Annotated in this window: 22 protein-coding genes; 1 reads left to right on the top strand and 21 read right to left on the bottom strand. The window is 43.6% G+C overall.

Going from position 1 to position 20035, the window contains the following annotated elements:
* Positions 1 to 192: 192 nt before the first annotated feature.
* The 17 genes from spoIVA to M3193_RS02460 all read right to left on the bottom strand — a co-directional run bounded on the left by spoIVA (position 193) and on the right by M3193_RS02460 (position 17074).
* Positions 193 to 1671 (bottom strand): stage IV sporulation protein A, encoded by a 1479-nt coding sequence (gene spoIVA, locus M3193_RS02540; RefSeq protein ID WP_251624219.1) that lies wholly within the window; start codon positions 1669 to 1671, stop codon positions 193 to 195.
* Positions 1672 to 1770: 99 nt separating this feature from the next.
* Complete coding sequence (locus M3193_RS02535) at positions 1771 to 2490, bottom strand: hypothetical protein (protein ID WP_251624218.1); 720 nt, start codon at positions 2488 to 2490, stop codon at positions 1771 to 1773.
* Positions 2487 to 2675 carry a DUF2768 domain-containing protein gene (locus tag M3193_RS02530; protein ID WP_435372028.1) on the bottom strand — a complete coding sequence of 63 codons (189 nt, stop codon included), beginning with the start codon at positions 2673 to 2675 and terminating at the stop codon, positions 2487 to 2489. Before M3193_RS02530 ends, M3193_RS02535 begins: the two co-directional genes overlap by 4 nt.
* A gap of 48 nt (positions 2676 to 2723) precedes the next feature.
* Positions 2724 to 3746, bottom strand: a complete 1023-nt coding sequence (locus M3193_RS02525; protein ID WP_251624216.1) for an NAD(P)H-dependent glycerol-3-phosphate dehydrogenase — start codon at positions 3744 to 3746, stop codon at positions 2724 to 2726.
* Between the two features lie 78 nt (positions 3747 to 3824).
* The gene (gene der, locus M3193_RS02520; RefSeq protein ID WP_251624215.1) at positions 3825 to 5135 is read right to left on the bottom strand and encodes a ribosome biogenesis GTPase Der; all 1311 of its coding nucleotides are present in this window, start codon (positions 5133 to 5135) and stop codon (positions 3825 to 3827) included.
* A 122-nt stretch (positions 5136 to 5257) separates the two neighbouring features.
* The gene (gene rpsA / locus M3193_RS02515) at positions 5258 to 6397 is read right to left on the bottom strand and encodes a 30S ribosomal protein S1 (protein WP_251624214.1); all 1140 of its coding nucleotides are present in this window, start codon (positions 6395 to 6397) and stop codon (positions 5258 to 5260) included.
* Between the two features lie 80 nt (positions 6398 to 6477).
* Positions 6478 to 7059, bottom strand: a complete 582-nt coding sequence (locus tag M3193_RS02510) for a lysophospholipid acyltransferase family protein (RefSeq protein WP_251624213.1) — start codon at positions 7057 to 7059, stop codon at positions 6478 to 6480.
* Positions 7056 to 7733 carry a (d)CMP kinase gene (cmk, locus tag M3193_RS02505; protein WP_251624212.1) on the bottom strand — a complete coding sequence of 226 codons (678 nt, stop codon included), beginning with the start codon at positions 7731 to 7733 and terminating at the stop codon, positions 7056 to 7058. Before cmk ends, M3193_RS02510 begins: the two co-directional genes overlap by 4 nt.
* Before the next feature lie 375 nt (positions 7734 to 8108).
* Positions 8109 to 8747, bottom strand: a complete 639-nt coding sequence (locus M3193_RS02500) for a flagellar brake protein (RefSeq protein ID WP_251624211.1) — start codon at positions 8745 to 8747, stop codon at positions 8109 to 8111.
* A 95-nt stretch (positions 8748 to 8842) separates the two neighbouring features.
* On the bottom strand, positions 8843 to 10129 hold the full coding sequence (locus M3193_RS02495; protein ID WP_251627190.1) for a PepSY1/2 domain-containing protein: 1287 nt from the start codon (positions 10127 to 10129) through the stop codon (positions 8843 to 8845).
* A 59-nt stretch (positions 10130 to 10188) separates the two neighbouring features.
* On the bottom strand, positions 10189 to 10965 hold the full coding sequence (gene sleB, locus M3193_RS02490; RefSeq protein WP_435372027.1) for a spore cortex-lytic enzyme: 777 nt from the start codon (positions 10963 to 10965) through the stop codon (positions 10189 to 10191).
* Positions 10966 to 11087: 122 nt separating this feature from the next.
* Positions 11088 to 11777 (bottom strand): glutamic-type intramembrane protease PrsW, encoded by a 690-nt coding sequence (prsW, locus tag M3193_RS02485; protein WP_251624210.1) that lies wholly within the window; start codon positions 11775 to 11777, stop codon positions 11088 to 11090.
* A 40-nt stretch (positions 11778 to 11817) separates the two neighbouring features.
* Positions 11818 to 12801 (bottom strand): YpdA family putative bacillithiol disulfide reductase, encoded by a 984-nt coding sequence (locus M3193_RS02480; protein WP_251624209.1) that lies wholly within the window; start codon positions 12799 to 12801, stop codon positions 11818 to 11820.
* A 34-nt stretch (positions 12802 to 12835) separates the two neighbouring features.
* Positions 12836 to 13609 (bottom strand): metallophosphoesterase, encoded by a 774-nt coding sequence (locus M3193_RS02475; protein ID WP_251624208.1) that lies wholly within the window; start codon positions 13607 to 13609, stop codon positions 12836 to 12838.
* 212 nt (positions 13610 to 13821) lie between these two features.
* Positions 13822 to 14520, bottom strand: a complete 699-nt coding sequence (locus M3193_RS02470; RefSeq protein ID WP_251624207.1) for a LysM peptidoglycan-binding domain-containing protein — start codon at positions 14518 to 14520, stop codon at positions 13822 to 13824.
* 80 nt (positions 14521 to 14600) lie between these two features.
* Positions 14601 to 16037, bottom strand: coding sequence for a RecQ family ATP-dependent DNA helicase (locus tag M3193_RS02465; protein ID WP_251624206.1), 1437 nt, complete (start codon positions 16035 to 16037; stop codon positions 14601 to 14603).
* Positions 16037 to 17074 (bottom strand): helix-turn-helix domain-containing protein, encoded by a 1038-nt coding sequence (locus M3193_RS02460; protein WP_251624205.1) that lies wholly within the window; start codon positions 17072 to 17074, stop codon positions 16037 to 16039. The genes M3193_RS02465 and M3193_RS02460 overlap by 1 nt, the downstream gene beginning before the upstream one ends.
* 109 nt (positions 17075 to 17183) lie before the next feature.
* On the opposite strand from M3193_RS02460, the gene M3193_RS02455 reads away from it, so the two are divergent.
* On the top strand, positions 17184 to 17444 hold the full coding sequence (locus tag M3193_RS02455; protein WP_251624204.1) for a ferredoxin: 261 nt from the start codon (positions 17184 to 17186) through the stop codon (positions 17442 to 17444).
* A gap of 263 nt (positions 17445 to 17707) precedes the next feature.
* Here M3193_RS02455 and M3193_RS02450 read toward each other — a convergent pair whose 3' ends face one another.
* The 4 genes from M3193_RS02450 to M3193_RS02435 all read right to left on the bottom strand — a co-directional run bounded on the left by M3193_RS02450 (position 17708) and on the right by M3193_RS02435 (position 20004).
* On the bottom strand, positions 17708 to 17920 hold the full coding sequence (locus tag M3193_RS02450) for a glycosyl transferase (RefSeq protein ID WP_251624203.1): 213 nt from the start codon (positions 17918 to 17920) through the stop codon (positions 17708 to 17710).
* 246 nt (positions 17921 to 18166) lie between these two features.
* Positions 18167 to 18358 (bottom strand): hypothetical protein, encoded by a 192-nt coding sequence (locus M3193_RS02445; RefSeq protein WP_251624202.1) that lies wholly within the window; start codon positions 18356 to 18358, stop codon positions 18167 to 18169.
* A gap of 99 nt (positions 18359 to 18457) precedes the next feature.
* A complete protein-coding gene (locus M3193_RS02440; protein ID WP_251624201.1) occupies positions 18458 to 19216 on the bottom strand; it encodes a chloride channel protein in 759 nt (252 codons plus the stop codon).
* Between the two features lie 206 nt (positions 19217 to 19422).
* Positions 19423 to 20004 carry an ECF transporter S component gene (locus tag M3193_RS02435; protein WP_251624200.1) on the bottom strand — a complete coding sequence of 194 codons (582 nt, stop codon included), beginning with the start codon at positions 20002 to 20004 and terminating at the stop codon, positions 19423 to 19425.
* Between the last annotated feature and the right edge of the window lie 31 nt (positions 20005 to 20035).

Raw genomic sequence — 20035 nt, 5'->3', positions numbered from 1 at the left:
ATACTAAAAACCGCGGCGCAACAATATTAACAACGTTTATACGCCTTTTCAGGATTATTTCGGAAAAAAAATAAAAGACCCGTCAAAAACGGATCTTTTTTCTTAAAAACCGCTATATCACTTGACTTATCAGGCTTTGTCTTACCTCGAAGAGTCACACTAAAGTGAATGACCTGACGAAAGGCTTCCTGTCTATACGATGAACGTTATCATGCCTTTATTTCCATCATTAACCATCTGCTCGATCGTTTCTCTGAGCCTTTTTCTGGCGTTTGGCGGAACGGAGGACGTTTTGAAGCGGATGCTCTCCTTCATCACTTCATGCAGTGGTGTACCGAAGAGCTGCGTCTGCCAAAGAGCTTCCCGGTCATGAAGGTAGGCATTCTTCAGCTCCTTCAGCAAGTGATGGCTATGGAATTCCGAGCCGATCAACGGCGAGAATTCCGCGTCCATATCGATCCGGATGATGTGAAGGGATGGTGCTGCCGCTTTCATGCGCACTCCGTAGAAATTATCTTGTTTGATGAGTTCAGGAGGAGATGGCTGGAAATCATCAATTGTTGGCAAAGCGACTCCATAACCGGTCTTTTTGGCGGTTTCAATAGCTTCAGCATACATATCATATGATTTCTTAGCTTTGACAGCATCTTTCACAAAGAGAAGCCAATCTTTTTTCGTTTTCATTTCTTGTTGCATGAGGCCTTCGCATACTTCACGGAATGCTTGCTCATCCATCTCGATATTGACAGTGGCCTTTCCTTTCCCCGCATCCACATCGACGACTTCGGCATTACGGACATACTTTTCGTCCTTCAGACGTTCTGCCAGTTCTTGTACTTTTCGAATTTTCGACGCCTCGAGGAATCCTTCATTAATGACATTATCAATTGCTGCATTCAACTCATGTTCGGATCCGAGCACATCCATCCAGTCCGGCTTTTGCAATTCGATGTCCGTAATCGGGAATTCGTACAAGGCTTCCTTCAAAATGAGTTGGATCTCCTGCGCGTTCAATTGGTCGGCACTGATCGCGATGACAGGTACTCCATGTTTTTCATGAAGTTTTTCCTTAAGTGCTACAGTTTTTTCATGCGCTGGCATTTTGGAATTCAGGACTATGACAAACGGTTTACCGATTTCTTTCAGCTTTCCAACGATGTCATCTTCAGCTACCTCTGCAGCAGCTCTCGGAATATTGTTTACTGTCCCATCCGTCGTCACGAGAATCCCGATTGTAGAATGATCTCTTATCACTTTGTCCGTACCGATGCGTGCAGCTTCCTCGAATGGAATCGGTTCATTATGCCAAGGCGTATGGACATATTTCGGACCATCCTCATCCTCATATCCCTTCACTCCATCAATTACATAACCGACACAGTCCGCAAGTCGAATCTGAAAAGATAGCTCCCCCTCCCCGATTGAGACTTGGGTGCCTTGCGCTGGAACGAATTTCGGTTCAGACGTCATAATGATCGGACCTGGCGAGCTTTGAGGCAGTTCGTCCTGTGCTCGTGCCCTATCGCCTGCATCCGTCATATTCGGTATGACGACCTCCTCCATCACCCTTTTGACAAAAGTCGATTTTCCTACACGAACAGGGCCGACCACACCTATATAAATATCCCCGTCCGTTCTTCTAGCCAGATTTTCATATAATTCCTCTTTCATACTAAGCCCTCCTTTTTTCGCGCATATTAGTTTATGTAAATGAAAAACGTTTCATGCTAAAAATGCATGAAACGTTTTAATAGACTCATATGAAATTGGTCACTTCTTCAAGAAAACAGGTTCGTTTTTATCGTTCACCGTATACGGCAAGGAATAGGCGGGCAAAATCGGATAGGATTCGGACAGAAGATAACGGATATCTTCCCCTTTTTTCACATCAGGCTTTTCCTCCTGAAGAATCCTGTTCAGGTCAATGGAATAATCGACATAAAAATGACCGTCCCCACCGACAACAATAGGCAGCAAGGCGTCAGAATAGGGACTTTCAACCTTCAATGGCTCCTTGAACCCCATAGCCTCATAATCGATTTCGTATACATTCTCCCCTACAGGATCTTTAAAGGGAAGCTTTCCATTGATGTGCTTTCTAAGATTTAAATCACGGATCCTCTCGGCAATTCGCAGATCGACTAGTTTAACAGTCGGATTTTCCTCGACGTCCATTAGGACATATTGATAAATACCCCCGGTTTCGTAAGCATTGGAGGGGATTTTTTCAGTGTATGCAGGGACTATCTTGGAAAATTCAATAGGGTATTTTATGTACATATCTGTTTCCTGGTCTCTCGTTTTAATCGGGAGCAGGCCTCCGTTGTTTTCCTTGTAAGCATTGACAGCTTTTTGGATCAACTCTAATTGATCTTCATATGGATTCTCTCTGACAGCCTTATCTTCACCTTTGTACATGCATCCAGAAAGAAGAAGCACAATGGCAATAACGGATGGAAGTAAAACGGAAGTTTTTGGCACCATCTTCATCTTCCTCCTCCAGTAGGCCCACTGAATACTAGGTATACCATCGCTACAAACGAAATTATCAATAAGGAATAAGCGATAAGGGCAAAAATGAACTTCAATAATCTATTCGAAAGCTTATGTCTGCTTACGTAGATGAGTCCCATGGAAATAGCCATGAAACCCATTGCGTAAAACGACAGCCACATTTTATCCAGTGAGGACAAGTGAATCATCCTTTCGTATCTCAAAACAACTTATTTGAAATAAATATCTTCAATTTCCTGCTTTTTCATTCGACTCATAAGCTGATCGACAGCTTCCTTCGGCGGAATATTATCGAAGAGGACCGAATATAACGCCTCTGTCAAAGGCATTGATACATCGTAGCGCAACGATAGTTGATAGGCGGCCTTAGTTGTACGTACCCCTTCAATGACCATGCCCATGCCCGAGACAATTTCATCCAATGACTTCCCTTGGCCCAATAGATTGCCGGCCTTCCAATTTCGCGAATGTACGCTTGTGCAAGTCACAATCAAGTCGCCAAGACCCGTCAAGCCTGAAAAAGTCAGCGGATTCGCCCCCATCTTCACGCCAAGTCTTGTGATCTCCGCCAAACCGCGTGTTATGAGTGCTGCCTTGGCATTATCCCCATAACCGATGCCATCCGTGATTCCGGCAGCTAGCGCAATGACATTTTTCAGTGCCGCACCAAGTTCCACGCCGATCAGATCATCGTTCGTGTATACCCGGAAATACTGATCATTCATGAACAAATCCTGTACGTGTTCTGCGGCCTCTCTGTCGAATGAAGCTGCTGTGATCGTCGTAGGATGGCGAAGAACGACCTCCTCTGCATGGCTCGGACCGGAAAGTGCAACAATGGCACTTCGTTTCTCCGGAGAAACTTCTTCCTCGATCACTTCGGAAATCCGCTTCAATGTATCCGGCTCAATGCCTTTGGAAACGTGAATGATCAGCTTTGATTTGTCTGCAAGCTGATTGAGTTCGGAACTTAATGCCCGAATCGCTTTCGTCGGAACTGCAATGACAATACTATCAGCATGCTGCACGGCTGCCTTCAAATCGGAGGTCGCCTTAAGATTTTCAGGCAATGCAATGCCGGGCAAATACGCAGCATTTGTATGTTTTTCATTGATTTCGGCACTCTGTTCCGCCCTTCTTGTCCATAGCAGGCAATCATGACCGTTTTCTGCGAGGACGAATGCAATTGCGGTTCCCCAACTACCTGCACCGATCACTGATACTTTTTCCAATACGTTCACCTCATTAGTAATTACAATACTACATCCGTCGAATCGCTTCTGCTTAATGACATTTAGAAAATATGTCTGTCAGCTTCTCGCACGCGTAATCAGCCGGATTGGCGTCCCTTCAAATCCAAAAGATTCCCTTAAGCGGTTTTGCAGAAATCTCTCATAGGAAAAGTGCATCAGTTCCGGTTCATTGACAAATACAATGAAGACCGGAGGCTTGACCGCAACTTGCGTAGCATAATAGATGCGCAGTCTGCGGCCTTTATCGGATGGGGCTGGATTGCGTGCGACTGCATCCTCGATCACTTCATTCAATACGCTTGACTGGATGCGCAGAGCGTGATTTTCGCTGATCATTTTTATTTGGTCGAATAACGTCGTCACTCGCTGCTTCGTTTTTGCTGAAACGTATGCAATAGGAGCATAGTCAAGAAACAGGAAGTTTTTGCGGATATCTTCATTGAAGCGGTTCATGGTTTTATCGTCCTTCTCGATAGCGTCCCATTTATTCACAACAAACATGATGCCTTTCCCAGCTTCTTCCGCATAGCCTGCAATCCGCTTGTCCTGTTCGCGGATTCCTTCTTCGCCGTTGAGGACAATCAGGACGACATCCGATCGGTCGATTGCTTTCAGAGCACGTAAAACACTGTATTTCTCCATACTCTCATACACTTTGCCTTTTTTACGCATCCCTGCTGTATCGATGATCTTATATTTCTGACCTTCGAACTCGTATGAGGTATCGATTGCATCTGTTGTTGTTCCTGCTACATCGCTGACGATGACGCGATCTTCGCCAAGCAACGCGTTTACAAGTGATGATTTACCGACATTCGGTCTTCCAATTAAAGAAAAGCGAATAACGTCATCCTCTTCGACTTCTTCCCCTGCTTCCGGAAAGCTTGCTGCAACTGCATCCAGCAAATCTCCAAGTCCCAGTCCATGGGATCCGGAAATTGGATACGGATCGCCAAAACCTAGCGAATAAAAATCATAAATCATATCGCGCATGTCCGGATTGTCGACTTTATTCACTGCCAAGACGATTGGCTTCTTCGTTTTATAAAGGATTTTAGCGACATGCTCGTCCGCATCGGTCACTCCTTCTCGCCCATTCGTTAAGAAGATGATGACATCGGCTTCTTCGATGGCAATCTCCGCCTGCATTCTAATCTGTTCCAGGATTGGCTCATCTCCGATATCAATGCCGCCTGTGTCAATCAGATTGAAATCATGCGACAGCCAATCTGCCGAGCTATAGATCCGGTCCCTTGTCACCCCGGCTACGTCCTCGACAATTGAAATACGTTCTCCAACGATACGGTTGAAGATTGTCGACTTCCCTACGTTCGGCCTTCCGACAATCGCTACGGTTGGTTTACTCATTAATTAAACACCCTTCCAATATATCTCTTGTGTATTATACACAAAAAAGATGATGATGCCTATGTAAGCACCATCACCCATACAGTTGCGTTTCATTCGTTTGTTCGATAATTTGTCAAATATTACTCGGTGAATTTTTTCAATTGATCACCGATGACATCACTTAATGAGAAGCCCGACTCTTCTTTCATTTCATAATCGCCGTATGACTCGACCTCTTCCTTCTCAAGAAGGTCTTTGATGCTGAGGGAAAGCCGTCTCTCCGATGCATTCACATCAACAACTTTCACATCGACTTTTTGTCCTTCCTCAAGCACTTCATGAGGGGTTCCGATATGCTGGTGGGAAATTCGGGAGATGTGGACTAGCCCTTCCACGCCAGGGAATACCTCAACGAATGCGCCATACGATACAAGGCGCTTTACAGTGCCTTCCAATACCGATCCTTTCGGCGCTCTTTCTTCGATATTTTCCCATGGTCCTGGCAATGTCTCTTTGATGGATAATGAAATCCGTTCCGAATCACGGTCGACCGAGAGGACTTTCACGTTAACCTTCTCCCCTTCTTTCAACACGTCGGACACTTTTTCTACATGTTCATGTGAAAGCTGCGAGATATGGACCAATCCGTCCACACCGCCGATGTCAACGAAAGCCCCGAACGAAGCAATGCGCTGTACAGTCCCTTCCAGTACTTGCCCTTCTTTCAAATCTTCAAGAATCTCTTCTTTCCTGCTCGCTTTTTCCTCTTGAAGTACGGCACGATGGGAGAGGATGAGACGATTTTTCTCCTTGTCCATTTCGACGATTTTGAATTCCATCGTACGCCCTTTGTAGTCTTCAAAGGATTCAACAAAATGGTCTTCTACAAGGGAAGCCGGAATAAAACCACGGACGCCTAGATCGACGACAAGGCCGCCTTTCACGACATCTTTCACTTCCGTTTCAATTGTTTCCTGGTTATTGAATTTCGCTTCAAGGGAATCCCATGCGTTTTCCGCATCGACTTTCCGCTTGGAAAGCACATAATTTTCATCTTCCACTTTCGTGATGATCAGTTCAAGTTCATCTCCGACTTGCACTGCATCAGAAGCCTTTTCAACGTGAAGACTTGATAATTCACTGATGGGGATGACACCATCGAAAGGCGCACCTGTAATTTCGACCAATACGGATTTATCTTCGATCTTTGTCACTTTACCAGTGACACGATCCCCTTCCTTAAATCCGTTCATTTCATCCAAATTCATTTCTTCAGTCATATGTAGTCCTCCTCCATAATGAATCCTATCTCTATATTATTCGAATCGATGCATAAAAACAAAAAATTAACCTTATTAATTTATTTATGCTGTTCCAAAAGGATGCGGATTTCATTCATGATGACTTCTGTCACTTCTTCCGCTGATGCCTTGCTTTCGCGGTAGGGCGTCATGTCTATCGGCTTGCCATAGACGACACGCAAAGTACGGAAAGGTTTATAAGGTCCAATGATTGCACACGGCATTACAACCGCTTCTCCTTTTAACGCAAAGAAGCCCGCACCTGCAAGTCCTTTTCCCAGTTCTCCGGTTTTGCTCCTTGTCCCTTCCGGAAACATTCCCACTACATGACCGCCCCGCAATAGTTTCAAAGCCTTCCTGAAAGCTTCACGATCGCTCATGCCCCGTTTTACGGGAAAAGCGTTCACTTTCGGCAGAACGGTTTTAAGGAGTGGCGCATTGAACAATTCCTCCTTAGCCATGAAGTGGACGGTTCGTGGACAAGTCATGCCGACGACGGGCGGATCCAGGTTATCAATGTGGTTCGTGCAAAGGAGCACTCCGCCTTCAGAAGGGAAATTCTCAGCACCGATCACTTTGACTCGATACAGGGGATAGAGTATCGTACTGACAAGAAATTTTCCGAACGGATATAGATTCATCGTTCCATCCTCGCTTCCGCAAGTTCTATCACTTTATCGACTACATCGTCTATGGACATAGAAGTCGTATCGACCAGGATGGCATCATCCGCCTTCTTTAGCGGAGATACTTCCCGTTCGCTGTCAGCACGATCGCGCTTTTCAATTTCCTCTTTCAGCTGCTCAAGCGAAGAATGCATTCCGCGCTTTTCATTTTCCTGATAGCGCCTAACTGCCCTTTCTTCAACAGAAGCAGTCATGAAGATTTTCAAGTCTGCATCCGGAAGTACTTCTGTACCGATGTCGCGACCATCCATTACGACACCAGAAGCATTTGCAAGCACACGTTGCTTATCCACCATCATTTTTCGGACTGTCGGATGTGATGCCACTTTGGAAACTGCCCCAGTAACTTGCTGAGACCTAATTACGTCCGAACAATCAACTCCATCTATCCATACAGCTTGGCCGCCTTTTTCAGGTATCAATAGAATCTCTGTGTTCCGTAATAAGTCCGCTAAATCGTTATCACTGTCCATATCTATGTCCGAAAGGATCGCTTTATGCGTCAAAGCGCGGTACATCGCACCTGTGTCGATATACGTGTAATGCAATTTCTGAGCAATCCTTTTTGCAATCGTACTTTTCCCCGCCGCTGCAGGTCCATCAATAGCAATGCTAATTCCTTTTAACATATCATCTACCCCCGAATTCAATTCGAAAACATTGTAACACAATTCAGCTTCACGTGGCAGGTGCTCGGATCATAAGTTTAAGCTGCTTTCCGTGGCAAGGAACGCCACTCCACGCCTGCAAGGATGCAGGTGTGCAGTCGTTGCCGCAGGACGCGGCACACTTACTGCGAACTTTTTGCTAACCGCTACTATCCTCTTTTTAATAATCCAGCTTCAGGTGGGAGGTGCTCAGGTCATAAGTTTCAGTTGCTTCGTGGCAAAGAGCGCCACTCCTCAACTTCTCCTTATGCCTGTCCCACCTAACCGCCACCTTCCGCTTTTTAAATAGAAAAGGGAAAAGTCCTGTACAAATAGGACTTTCCCCTGCTTAACACTTTACAATTCATTCCTGGAAAGCAATTGCCTTTCAAAGCAGAAGCGAATGATGTTCTGTCTTTCCATCGTGTTGATTTTGAGAAACTCCAACGAAGCAATACGGCTGTTGTCCTTCTCCCAAACCCTTACCACTCTTGCGTCTGTCCTGATGTATTTAATATCGTCGTTTACATAGGGAAGTGCGATGATCAATGAAACAAAATCTGTTCCTTCAAATGGATTTTCCTGACCGATATGGAGAGCAATGCCTCCAGCACTGATGTCCTCCGCAACGAACTGCTGGAAAATGCCATCAATAGCAACTGCAACATCAATCGGAGTTTCAACTCTAACAAATTCACGCCTTTGTATTTTAATCAGCTGATCATCCCCGGGATAGGTCAACTTCAACATAGGTATCCCTCTATTCACCCTGCCTGTCACTTCAGTACGGAATGCATAGGACATTTTGTTTTCCACAAAGGAAATGAGCAGCTGTGTCCCATCCATGAAAAACGCGGTCTTGCCCGTGCTGATATGTGCAGGATAATCGATCAACACAAACTCGTCGCTAAAGTCGACTACTTTACTTTTATACCTATCACCGGTTTCGGTAAAATCCTTATCAATCATTACATTCATACCAATTGAAAGACGCATTGCAAAACACCCACCTTTTATCGATACATCTATTATGTCATGGGTAGGTGTAAATTCCAATGCTGATTTTCAGTCCATTTGAACTAGACAGGTCATTAATCGAGCTTTTCTGTTTTGATGACTTCGGAAGTTTCGGTATCTACTAGGACATTATACGTTCCAATATGCCCATTCTCGTCGCGAGTCACCTTTAAATAGTGCGCAAGCCTTTGTTCCTTTCTTTCATTCTCCACATAAGCAAGTTCATTCTCCACTATCTGAACATCTCTGTGGAAGAATTCCTTCCAATTCATTTTCTTGATGGACTGGCGATGAAGTTTTTCTTTTTGGATATACTCCATTGCATTCAAGCCAAGGACATCACCCGTGTCCTTCGCTAGTTTTAAATGGATAACATCCGAGAACACCTTCGCGCCATAGAATGGCTCTTCCCTTACGAAAACGAAATGCCATGCAGTATTATTTTCCCTTGCCTCTTCGTATACAAGGTCTTTATACCCTGCCGCCTTGAGGAATTCCTCTCCAAACTTTTTCAGTTCTTCAAAAGGAACGGAAGTCTTGCCATATGGTCTTTCTGCCAGATAGGAAAGTACATGTCCGCCTTTTTCAGTAATATCGATGTAGCCAATGGACTCCCCATCAGTAAAACGGATGTGATAGAAAGGGTAAGGAGAACCCGGCTTGCTCCTGTCCACACCGACGACGTCGTTCGACACTTGCGGAAAGAGCGTCTTGAACCGTTCTACCGCCTCGGCCTGAGTCACTTTAGCCTCGTCAATATTTTTCAATTCCTTCTTTTTCATAGCATCCGACTCACTGGCAGTCAAAGGAAAGTCGGCTTCTGTGTATTGCTTAATGCTGGTGCTTAGATTGGACCAATTGATATCAGGATTCGAGGCATTCAGCTTATTATTCCATTCATCCATTGAATACCTTCCGTTGATGAGCCCTGCAGTAGCAAGCCTCCAATCATCATGCATCGCGCCTAAGTTTTTAGATGCCTGGGACATCACTTTATGATATTCCCCAGGCTCGCTTGAGGCATCGGCCACTTTTGCATAATTACCGATCCTCCCCAAGTAATTGATCCATGAGGTCGAAAAAGCTGTATCCAACGGCAATGAAGCGACAGATCGCTTAATATCCGAAGAAAGTCTCCAAATATCTTCTCGCGCTTTCTTCGAGCCTTCAGATTGGTTGAAAAGGAGCGTTTGTTTCACTGCAGTATCGAGCTCCTCCATTTTATCCGAAGCATCCGCCATTTGCTGGGCATATTGGTTGCTTAATAAAATCGCCAGTTTATTATTTTCAGTTGTCTTCGTAAACGCGAAAACTGAAACTACGACTAATGCATAGGCAAGCACAAATATCATTTTTTTCATAGTCACTGTAAATAGCCCTTCCTGTCAGAGCCATTCGCAATCCACCTTTCAAGTTGCCATCAATGGCAAAAGATATGCAAGCCGATTTTCTTTACTTGCGGTCTGGACCAAATCCATTTACTTGTAGCAGTGATCGGATTGAAATAATAAATTGAGTTCTCGGAAGGATCCCATCCATTCAATGCATCTAGAACGGCTTCTTTCGCCCGTTCATTCGGTGTCAACCAAATTTGCCCGTCCGCCACTGCCGTGAAGGCTAACGGTTGGAAGATAACTCCTGAGATGGTATCCGGGAAGTCAGGATGTTCCACTCGGTTCAATATGACGGCGGCAACAGCTACCTGCCCCTCATACGGCTCTCCTCTGGCTTCCCCATAAACGGCATTTGCCATGAGGTTCAAATCTTGCTGGGAGTATTTCGACGGCAAATTCATATTCTCTCTGCCGCCTCCGCCTTTCTTCACTTGAGCGGAAAGAGGGGTTCCACCGTAATGGGTGAACTGATTTCCTTTCTTCAAATTATCCATTACAAATTTCTGATCGTATTTGGAAGCTGATGTCAACTTCTTCTTCGTCTGGGAGCCGGCTATGCCATCTATCGGCAGCCCGTATTTGTCTTGGAAATTCCGCAACGCCCAATAGGTGCCATACCCGAACTTCCCATCGATTTTACCGTTATAGAATCCCGCGTATTGAAGTCTTGCTTGAAGCTCGATGACATCATCTCCCGTAGCCCCTCTTGCAATATCGCGCGAGCTGAACGCATCAATTTTAATCGGGGAAGTTGCATAAGCCGTTCCAAGCAATAATGCAACAATCATTATACGTAGTAGTATTTTCTTCACATTCATGCCCTCCTTTTTCTCAGTTTGTCCAAACAAATTCTTTTTATTATCCTTGCAGCATAAAAAAAGATCCGGCTTCTTCAGCCAGATCCTTTCTTGTCAATCATATGCTATTATTCTACTCTCATATCCTCATTAGCTTTACTGCGGAACTGCTGCATTGCAAAAGTATGGGCGGACTTCACCCGTGTCAATCCGAACCACCAAAGGTAAAGCATGAACGGAATGATCAAGTATATTGAGAAATCATGAACTCCCAAAATGCCATTGTAAATGACATGAAGGATGAAGGGTGCGAAGAAGGCGAAGAACAACATGCCTCTACGATTTGTGATGGTCGTAAACTTCGCCCTTCCAAAGTAATACCCCATAACGACACCGAACAGCGCATGGCTCGATACAGGCAAGAGGGCCCTCAGAAAAGCTGTGTCCATCCCGAAGATGATTAAATAAAGGATATTTTCCACAGTCGCGAACCCGAGCGACACACTGGCACCATAAAGGATTCCATCATATGCGTCCTCGAATTCGACATGCTTAAAGATTGCTATTAACAGGATGAGCCATTTAAAAAATTCTTCAATCCAGCTTGTGAAAATCGCATTTCTGAAAAACTCATTCGAGATGATGTTCTCCTCTTCGAAGACGTGCTGTATGAACATGATCGGAAAGGTCATCATCGCTCCATATATAAATGTATGAAACAATGTACGAGAAGGCTCTTTTGCAATCTGCTTCCTCAAATAGAAATAGCTGAATAGCGCCAAGCCTGGCGCAATCGCCACTGTCACCAATATGATCATAACTAGGCGGCCCCCTCCCTGCCATTCTAGCGTACTGCCTTTATTTGTGCTCGCTTAAAACCAGCTCAATATGCTCTGCAATCAAACCGCCATGCCAACGCCCATTTTCTATGAAAATCTCGTTTGCATTATTCCCAGCAGCAATCACTCCTGCTATATACAGACCTTCTACATTGGACTCCATCGTATTTACATTGTAAGCTGGTCGACCGCTTTCCTCGTCGACTTTGATCCCCATCCTTGTCAGGAACCCATGGTCAGGGTGATAGCCGATCATCGCAAAAACAGCATCGTTTTCAATCGTACGGCGCATGCCATCCGTTTCAAAAATAATGGAATCAGTTGTTATTTCGGCAACATTCGAATTGAAATGCATATCAATTTCACCACTGCGGACCAAACTATCGAAACCCGGAAGGATCCATGGCTTGACGCTAGGCGAATAATCCGATCCCCTGTAAATGACTGTCACACTTGCTCCAGCGCGTGCCAATTCGATGGCTGCATCCACCGCTGAGTTTTTGCCTCCTATGACTGCCACCTTTCTCTTGTAAAAAGGGTGAGCTTCCTTGAAGTAATGGTACACTTTCGGTAATGTCTCCCCGGGCACGCCCAAAGAATTCGGGTTGTCATAATAACCTGTAGCGACAATGACAAATTTTGCCTTGTAGCTCGCAATATCCGTTTTCACCGTAAAAACGCCATCTATTTTACCGACTGTTTCAACCATTTCAAAACTATTGATAGAAATATCCTTCAGTTCAGCTACAGTCCGATAATAAACGAGCGCATCATTACGTTGGGGCTTTTCTTTCGCTGTAATGAAAGGGATATCTCCAATCGATAACTTAATACTTGAACTGAAAAAAGTTTGGTGAGTCGGATAACGGTAAATCGAGTTGACGATATTCCCTTTTTCAATCACTAAAACGTCCAACCCGATATTCTTCAATTCGATTGCGGCAGATAGACCACATGGCCCTCCACCGATCACAATTGCATCCTTGTAAATCAATTTCATCATTCTCCTTACAATCATTCGCAACTATCTTCGTTACTCAATATTTTATCGTTATGACATGGCTTTCCGGGGCGGCCCCAAAACGAAGCGGGACTAAAGAGGTGCCATAGCCATTACTGATCAATCTCGCTTTTCCGTCTACTTCGCTGAACTGCCCTAATGGATGCAATGCAAATTTCCCGAATCTGATTTGTCCTCCGTGCATATGTCCAGCCACCATCAGATCGGGATTGCAGGCCATCTCCACTTTACGGAATAAAGAAGGGGTATGTGTCGCGACAATCAAATAATCGAACGACTCTGCATTTTTTAAGGCAGCATCGATATCCACATTTCCACTTGAAGGATCATCCGTTCCACAAATCCCCCAAAGCGGATGGCTATCGATAATTGCATCCGAATTCTCCAATATGATACCGCCATGCTTTTCAATAATACGTCGAATCTCCAGTTCTCCGACTTCCCGATCATTATTGCCCCATATGAAAAACAATGGAGCGAGCTGTGAAAGCTTCTTCACATTCCTGTCAATTCGAGAAAGAGGAACGCCGCCTTCGGCAAGATCTCCGCCTACAATCACGATATCAATCTTTCCAAAAGATTTCACATTGTTCATCAGTTGTCCATCAATCTTTCTTCGGTGAATGTCCGAAATAAAAAAAACAGACAACTCCTTATTGCTCCGGTCATCTTTCCGAACGGAGAATGAATGGTGAACGACATTCTTCTTACGTGCATAAATGAACATATATGCAAAAATACCTGCAATCATTCCTGTAAAGCACGCTAAACCAGTCAATACATTTTTCATTTTGCACCTGCCATAAAGTGAAACTTCAATCAGTGATGATTCCCACTGATTGTGTAGTTGAACCAATTGGGCATTTACTGGCTGTTAATCCCTGCTTATCATTTGATTTCTAGCTACAACCGGAAACGTGGATCTTACAGCCAGTTAATGCGGGATAAAAAGAAAAAGGCAAAGAGCTGACTTTGCCTTTTCTTCCATTTCGTTAGTTTCCATCAGGGAATTATCAGCTTTTGACCCACCATTATCTCATTTGATGAGAGGCCGTTCGCTTTTTTAATTTTATCGATTCCGGTATCGGATCCGTAATACTTCATGGAGATTCGATAAAGCGTTTCATTAGCCGCTACAGTATGTGTCCTAGCTTTCGTGTTTTCCTCGGGCTTCTTTTCAGTCTTCGGTTTTTCTTCCACTTTCGGAGTTACTGGCTGCTTAGAAGTTTCTGGCTGCTTCGGAGTTTCTTTTTCGACTGCCGGCGGATTGACGCTTACAGGAGGCTTTTCAGATTCCTGCTTCGGAACTGTTGATGTTGCCTTATCAGCATCCCCACTCGTTTGTTCTTCATCCTTTTTTTCCTCTTTGGGATCAACGACAACCGATCCAAAACCATCACCTTTTACAGGTGAAGAATTGTTAGTTCCGTACTCGACAGGAGTTTGAAAACTTTCAACCTTAGCCGAACCGCTATCTGACCCAAAGTAGAAATTATAAATGACATAGACAAATATTAAGATCGGAATGAATGTAAAAATGCCCAGGATTAAATTGATCGTCGTATACCGTGACGTTTTCTTCCCTTTACGTCGACGCTTATGGCGATCTACACGCGAAGGCAGGACTACATCATCAGTTCGTTCAATACCGATCTCTTTGCGGTGTTCTTCGAATTCAACTTTGTAATCATTATTTTTCATCGACATATTCTCCTATTCAGTGATGCTCTTCTTTATATTATGACGAATATTGTCGTAAAAGTAAACGTACATCAGAACTGTTATCCTAATAGATTGGTAATCCTTTCATCCCAACTGAATTTTTCTGCAGCACTCGGCTTAATCGATTTTTCATAAAGCCATTTAACAGTTTCAAGCCCACAAATAGAACAGCATTCAACAGGCTTTGTCCCGCCCATTTCACCAAAATATGACAATGCACGTTGACGGATGCACAATCCGCCTGTGACAAGTTGGACCATTTGGCGAAGCTGTTCGTTCTTTTCAGTAGAAAGTCTATGGAACTTTAGCAAGATTTCCTCAAGCGAATAATGCTCCATATAATAATCTAGTACCCGTTTTCCCGTCTCTGTCAAACTAGCAAGCTCTGAAGCTGAGCCTGGAGAATGCCCTTCTCCAATCATCCTATGGTAGTGGCGTATCTCCTCTTCACGTGGCATATCTGATTGGATGATGAAACTTGACGTCTGCTCATCAGTCGGCATATAAAGCAGCGAGGCGGCAGCTGGTTGTCCGTCCCTACCCGCCCTTCCGACTTCTTGGATGTACGCGGCAATTGTCGGAGGGAGGTGGTCATGTATCACTTGCCGTATATCATCTTTATGAACTCCCATACCAAATGCATTCGTTGCACATATCCATTCCAGATCGCCCATTAGAAACTGTTCTTGGATGATGGAGCGGTCATCTTGCTCCTTCCCAGCGTGATATGATTGTACGGCGATCCCTTCCAGTTGAAGTTCAATCGCCAATTCGTCCGCACGTTTTCTGGAAGATGCATAGATAATTCCCGGACCGACCGTTTGTGCGACCCGTTCTTTGATCCAAGCTGTTTTTTCTTGCGATGAATGCACTTCCACTATGGAATAGGAGATATTCGGCCGATCCAATGAATGCCGTTGCACAATTGGTTTTTCCATTTTGAAATAGTGTTGGATATCGTTCAACACTTTTTCGTCCGCGGTAGCAGTTAACGCTAATAGAGGAGGACGACCCTTCAGTTTTAGGAAATCACCAATCCGTAAGTAATCCGGCCGGAAATCAAATCCCCACTGGGAAATGCAGTGAGCTTCATCTATGACCACGAGCGATAGCCGTATCCGGTTCAACTTGCGGCTAAATGCCTCCTGTGAAAGCATCTCCGGAGAAATAAAAATGAATTTGTAGTTTTGAAGCTGCCCCATAATCCGCTGCCGCTCGCTATACGGCAAAAACGAATTTAACGCGACAACCCTCTTCTCTCCATTTTGCCGCATTCGCATCGCTTGGTCTTCCATCAAGGAAACGAGTGGGGAAATGATTAGGACGGAACCCTCCAGTACAGAACCTGGCAGCTGATAGCAAAGCGACTTACCCATACCAGTCGGTAAAATTGCAATCGTATCCCGTTTGTCCAAAAGATGACGTATCACTTCTTCTTGTCCGGGCCTGAAGCTCTCATATCCGAAGCGTTCCAGCAATATTCTATTCAAATCCATCAATTGTCCACTTCCTTACAAGCAGTCATGATTAGCCGCAGTTCAAAATAGGATAATGTGTCAAACTCATCTTTCAATAGCTTCAAGCGCTTTGTTCCTAACTCTTGCGATTTTGAAACGACCGCTTGGATGAGTTCTTCCGAGACGAAATGGGTAACCGGGAATCGTTTATCATTCATCGCCATCTCAATGACGTGGTCTTCAATCGTACTCATTTTTAATTTCCGTATTGTAGCAATGCTTGCCATTGAATGTCCTTGGTCAAAAAGCCTCTTCGTATGCATTGCCGAATCAGTCAGATAGGAATTCACCTTGATGCCGAAAGCGACTTTGCCAAGAAAAGGAAACTCATCCGAGTCTTCTACGATCGGCAAAAGTCTATGCAGGCATTCAATGAATTGCAGACGTAGAGCGTCAGTGCCCCCTCCCAATTCAGCAGCCAATTGATCCCAAGTCTTCGCCGTTGCAGTACTGCCGGTTAACCGGCACGCAAATATGTATTTCTGAATCTCGCTCATTCCACTTTTTAAAAGCGCCATTTTCAACTCGTCTCCTATTCGCTTGGCAAATCCGGGATCGGTAAGGGGTTGGCGTTCAAGAAGCCTTTTAACGAAGATCTGGATATCCCGATCCTTTTGAATCGGGTTGAATGAGAATTCCCCTTCCCGCAAGAAGGATAGGGTTTGGACAAGTAGAGCAATTCTGCCAAAGAAAATCATTTCACGTCCCCTATAATCCCAACCTCTGAAATGAAATTCAGGCAACTCTTCAACTCTTTTACTCCCTTCTTCAGTCAGTTTGATAAATTTCTCATCTTGGATAATTAATCCCGAGTCGAGTAATTCGTCAATTGCTTGTGAGTAAGTTGATTCTTCTAATTTTGGAAGAATGGCGAAGAAAGGCTTAACATTAAAATATTCCACATCTGTCAATGTTTGTCCTGATTTTTTTCCGCGTAATAGATGGAGTCCAGCATTCAAAGTCCGTTGGCCGTTCATTTTACTTATGACAAATAGAAGAATGGAAGACAAATTCATGGTTGGCCCCCCTTAAAATAAATGTTTTATTGTTGAAAACAAATGAAAACAGCTTTAGAATGGTAAGGGAACTAAATAGTTAGTGCGGAGAAAAGAGGAGAGAACGTCAATGTCTACTAGCAAAAAATACACCATCGTTGACCAAGATACATGTATTGCATGTGGTGCTTGCGGCGCTGCTGCACCTGACATCTACGATTATGACGATGAGGGGATTGCCTACGTTATTCTTGATGATAACACGGGCGTAACAGAAGTTCCAGAAGAACTGATGGAAGATATGGAAGACGCATTTGACGGTTGTCCGACAGATTCCATCAAAGTCGCTGATGCACCGTTTGATGGCGATCCGTTAAAATATGAGGACTAAAACAAAGGCGTAGGGCGAATTGACCCGAGAGGCTGCCCGGAATAAAATCCGGACAGCTTTTTTGTTCTTAGAACCGGATTTGCGATTCAGGAGGACGTTTTTCAATCGAACAGCGAAGGGTTCGATTTGCCGAATTTCTGCGATCTTAGCAGAAATTAAGGCAGCTTACATAGCATGCTCGCAATGCAGTTCTTCGCGACGGCGTTCGCTTGAGTCGCCGCCTTCCGCTACAATACTTGGTATGTCCGCATTGAGAGAACTAGTTACTTATTGTCTTTTATAAATAGTGCTATGCCAGCTATAAATATCATGAGTCCTACTAACATCAACGAATGTATGAAACCATTTAAAATTGGAATATATTCCCCTGTTAAATTTCGATTACGATATACTACGCCGACTAACTTGTATGCTAAAGGTGTACTCATCAGGATAGTTATGATTCCAAGAACTAAAAAACTTCCCCACTTTTTCATATGAATTCTCCTTCCCGATTTCCCGTCAAGTGAGCCCGATTCTTTAATACTTCAAAGTTCTATAAATTTATTTTCCACTTGGACAAGCACGTATTTTTTAGTCCACATTGTAGTAGTCACAATCAATCCTTCTCCAGCTTTTTCAAAGAACAGAACAGCACCATCTTTCTGTTTAAATTTCCATCCTTTTGAAGCAATCATGTGTTTACTATTTTCATCGGCTATCGATATACCTTCATTTTCAGTTCATGTGATATACCAAATGGAATCATCTGTTGCAATCTCTACTATTTTTTCATCGGAATTTTTCAGCTTTTCAATTGCTTCTTTTGCTGAAAGATTATCTATCGGTAGGGACGGACAACATGATTTATTTACAAGTATAAACACCGCTATCATCGCTACTACTATGCCTAATTTCGATCCAATCTTTCTCATATATTATTCCTCTCATTTCTCTCGTCCCGAAAAGCTTGACATATCATCTTTAACTTTTACTTCGCTTATTGCATATTGCCAGATCTTATTGGATAATGATTATTGTTGTGTCTCAACAATTAATCGACCTTTCTGCTGGGCTATATTCAATGTGATTTCATTACCGTTTTTGAGAATTGTTGTGACCGTTTCTCTTTCATACCGTTCATCTGCATAAATAAATATAAAGCCCTCTTCTTCAATAACAACAAACCCATCTCGATCCCCTTGTTGTAAGTCCAATAAGCCATAACCTTCTTCGGAGTAATTGAATAAAGCAATTGCAGGCATTCCATCAATGGTTAGAGCAAATGCTGTCAGTACACCTTTGATCCATTCATCTTCTTTAGTGATGTCTGCGATATCTTTATCTAACGTATAAGGTTCTCCATAACTATATTCAATCTCCCGCCAAAGTTCTTGCTGCTTTGGATAGTCTTTGCTTGACCAAGAGCTAATTTGCGTCGCCTTTGCTTTATCATCGACGCGAAACATCACACCTATCGTCGGTGTCTCAATATCATTTACATTAAATTCCCCTACCCTATATCCTGCTTCATATTGCTTGGGTGAAATATTGAACTCCTTATCTGGGTAATTTTCTACAAGATAGTCAGTAATTTGTTCGTATCGCTTTGCATGCGTTTTTATTTTTAAAGTTGGATAATATAGTATGTAACCTATATATCCTGTAACAAGAATGACAATTAGTGCAATTGCGGGTTTAGGTCTCTTTCTAAAAGTAAACCAAACAAATAGAATCGCAATGAATACTGCAACCCCAATTAGAAAAAGGGAAATAATGTCACTTGGACTCATAACTCATATAGTACCTCCTAATCTTTTCGAAGTAAAAACACCATTGAGTTCTTCACTTTTTATATTACTTCATCAATCTGGCTTATTCTGGCATGACTTGTTATACGAATGATAAATCAAATCGTTTCATAAACTTTCACGTATTTCCAATAAAAAAAGAGCATGCGAACAATAAGTTGTTCACATACTCGATTAATCTATATTTATTACATCGTCAATTGACGGTTTTGTTGGTCGATCCATTTGCTCATGCTCTTATACAGTAACAATGAAATGAACATCAGCATGATGCCTTTTATCAAGTTGAATGGTAGAATCCCTAGTACAATCACATTGAACATAGCATCGCCCGTGTAGGCTGGCATATTCATGAAGTATACATACATCGGCAGGAATACGAAATAATTCAATGCGCTCATTCCGACAGCCATGGAAACCGTGCCGGCAAACAAGCCAGCAGTAAGGCCTTTTGTCGATCGGATTTTCTTAAAGATTAAATAGATTGGCATAATGAATAGGACGCCAGTTGCAAAGTTCGCAATCTCCCCTACTGGAACACCTGTCGGGCTGCCTGATAAAAACCAATGCAATACGTTTTTAAGCAGTTCCACGGCGATTCCTGCGACCGGTCCCATTGTCATAATTGCAAGCACTGCCGGAATTTCACTGAAATCGATTTTCAGGAATGCAGGCAATGCAGGCAGCGGAAAATTCAACTGCATCAATACCGTTGAAATGCTTCCCAGTATTGCAATGAGAATCATCCTACGCAATTTCTTGTTGTTCATGTTAACCCTCTCTCCTTTTGCGATTCACTTC

This window comes from Sporosarcina luteola (genome assembly GCF_023715585.1).
Taxonomy (GTDB): Bacteria; Bacillota; Bacilli; order Bacillales_A; family Planococcaceae; genus Sporosarcina; species Sporosarcina luteola_D.
This window is presented reverse-complemented; position numbering and strand designations above follow the sequence as displayed.

Coding starts and splice junctions, on each gene's coding strand:
- M3193_RS02445 (WP_251624202.1), bottom strand. CDS start 18,358: ATGAGAAAGATTGGATCGAAATTAGGCATAGTAGTAGCGATGATAGCG.
- M3193_RS02460 (WP_251624205.1), bottom strand. CDS start 17,074: ATGAATTTGTCTTCCATTCTTCTATTTGTCATAAGTAAAATGAACGGC.
- prsW (WP_251624210.1), bottom strand. CDS start 11,777: ATGATCATATTGGTGACAGTGGCGATTGCGCCAGGCTTGGCGCTATTC.
- M3193_RS02530 (WP_435372028.1), bottom strand. CDS start 2,675: ATGTGGCTGTCGTTTTACGCAATGGGTTTCATGGCTATTTCCATGGGA.
- cmk (WP_251624212.1), bottom strand. CDS start 7,733: ATGTTAAAAGGAATTAGCATTGCTATTGATGGACCTGCAGCGGCGGGG.
- M3193_RS02470 (WP_251624207.1), bottom strand. CDS start 14,520: ATGAAAAATAATGATTACAAAGTTGAATTCGAAGAACACCGCAAAGAG.
- M3193_RS02450 (WP_251624203.1), bottom strand. CDS start 17,920: ATGAAAAAGTGGGGAAGTTTTTTAGTTCTTGGAATCATAACTATCCTG.
- rpsA (WP_251624214.1), bottom strand. CDS start 6,397: ATGACTGAAGAAATGAATTTGGATGAAATGAACGGATTTAAGGAAGGG.
- M3193_RS02535 (WP_251624218.1), bottom strand. CDS start 2,490: ATGAAGATGGTGCCAAAAACTTCCGTTTTACTTCCATCCGTTATTGCC.
- M3193_RS02455 (WP_251624204.1), top strand. CDS start 17,184: ATGTCTACTAGCAAAAAATACACCATCGTTGACCAAGATACATGTATT.
- spoIVA (WP_251624219.1), bottom strand. CDS start 1,671: ATGAAAGAGGAATTATATGAAAATCTGGCTAGAAGAACGGACGGGGAT.
- M3193_RS02500 (WP_251624211.1), bottom strand. CDS start 8,747: ATGCGTCTTTCAATTGGTATGAATGTAATGATTGATAAGGATTTTACC.
- M3193_RS02510 (WP_251624213.1), bottom strand. CDS start 7,059: ATGAATCTATATCCGTTCGGAAAATTTCTTGTCAGTACGATACTCTAT.
- M3193_RS02495 (WP_251627190.1), bottom strand. CDS start 10,129: ATGAAAAAAATGATATTTGTGCTTGCCTATGCATTAGTCGTAGTTTCA.
- M3193_RS02475 (WP_251624208.1), bottom strand. CDS start 13,609: ATGAAAAATGTATTGACTGGTTTAGCGTGCTTTACAGGAATGATTGCA.
- M3193_RS02465 (WP_251624206.1), bottom strand. CDS start 16,037: ATGGATTTGAATAGAATATTGCTGGAACGCTTCGGATATGAGAGCTTC.
- der (WP_251624215.1), bottom strand. CDS start 5,135: ATGAGTAAACCAACCGTAGCGATTGTCGGAAGGCCGAACGTAGGGAAG.
- M3193_RS02440 (WP_251624201.1), bottom strand. CDS start 19,216: ATGAGTCCAAGTGACATTATTTCCCTTTTTCTAATTGGGGTTGCAGTA.
- M3193_RS02480 (WP_251624209.1), bottom strand. CDS start 12,801: ATGATGAAATTGATTTACAAGGATGCAATTGTGATCGGTGGAGGGCCA.
- M3193_RS02435 (WP_251624200.1), bottom strand. CDS start 20,004: ATGAACAACAAGAAATTGCGTAGGATGATTCTCATTGCAATACTGGGA.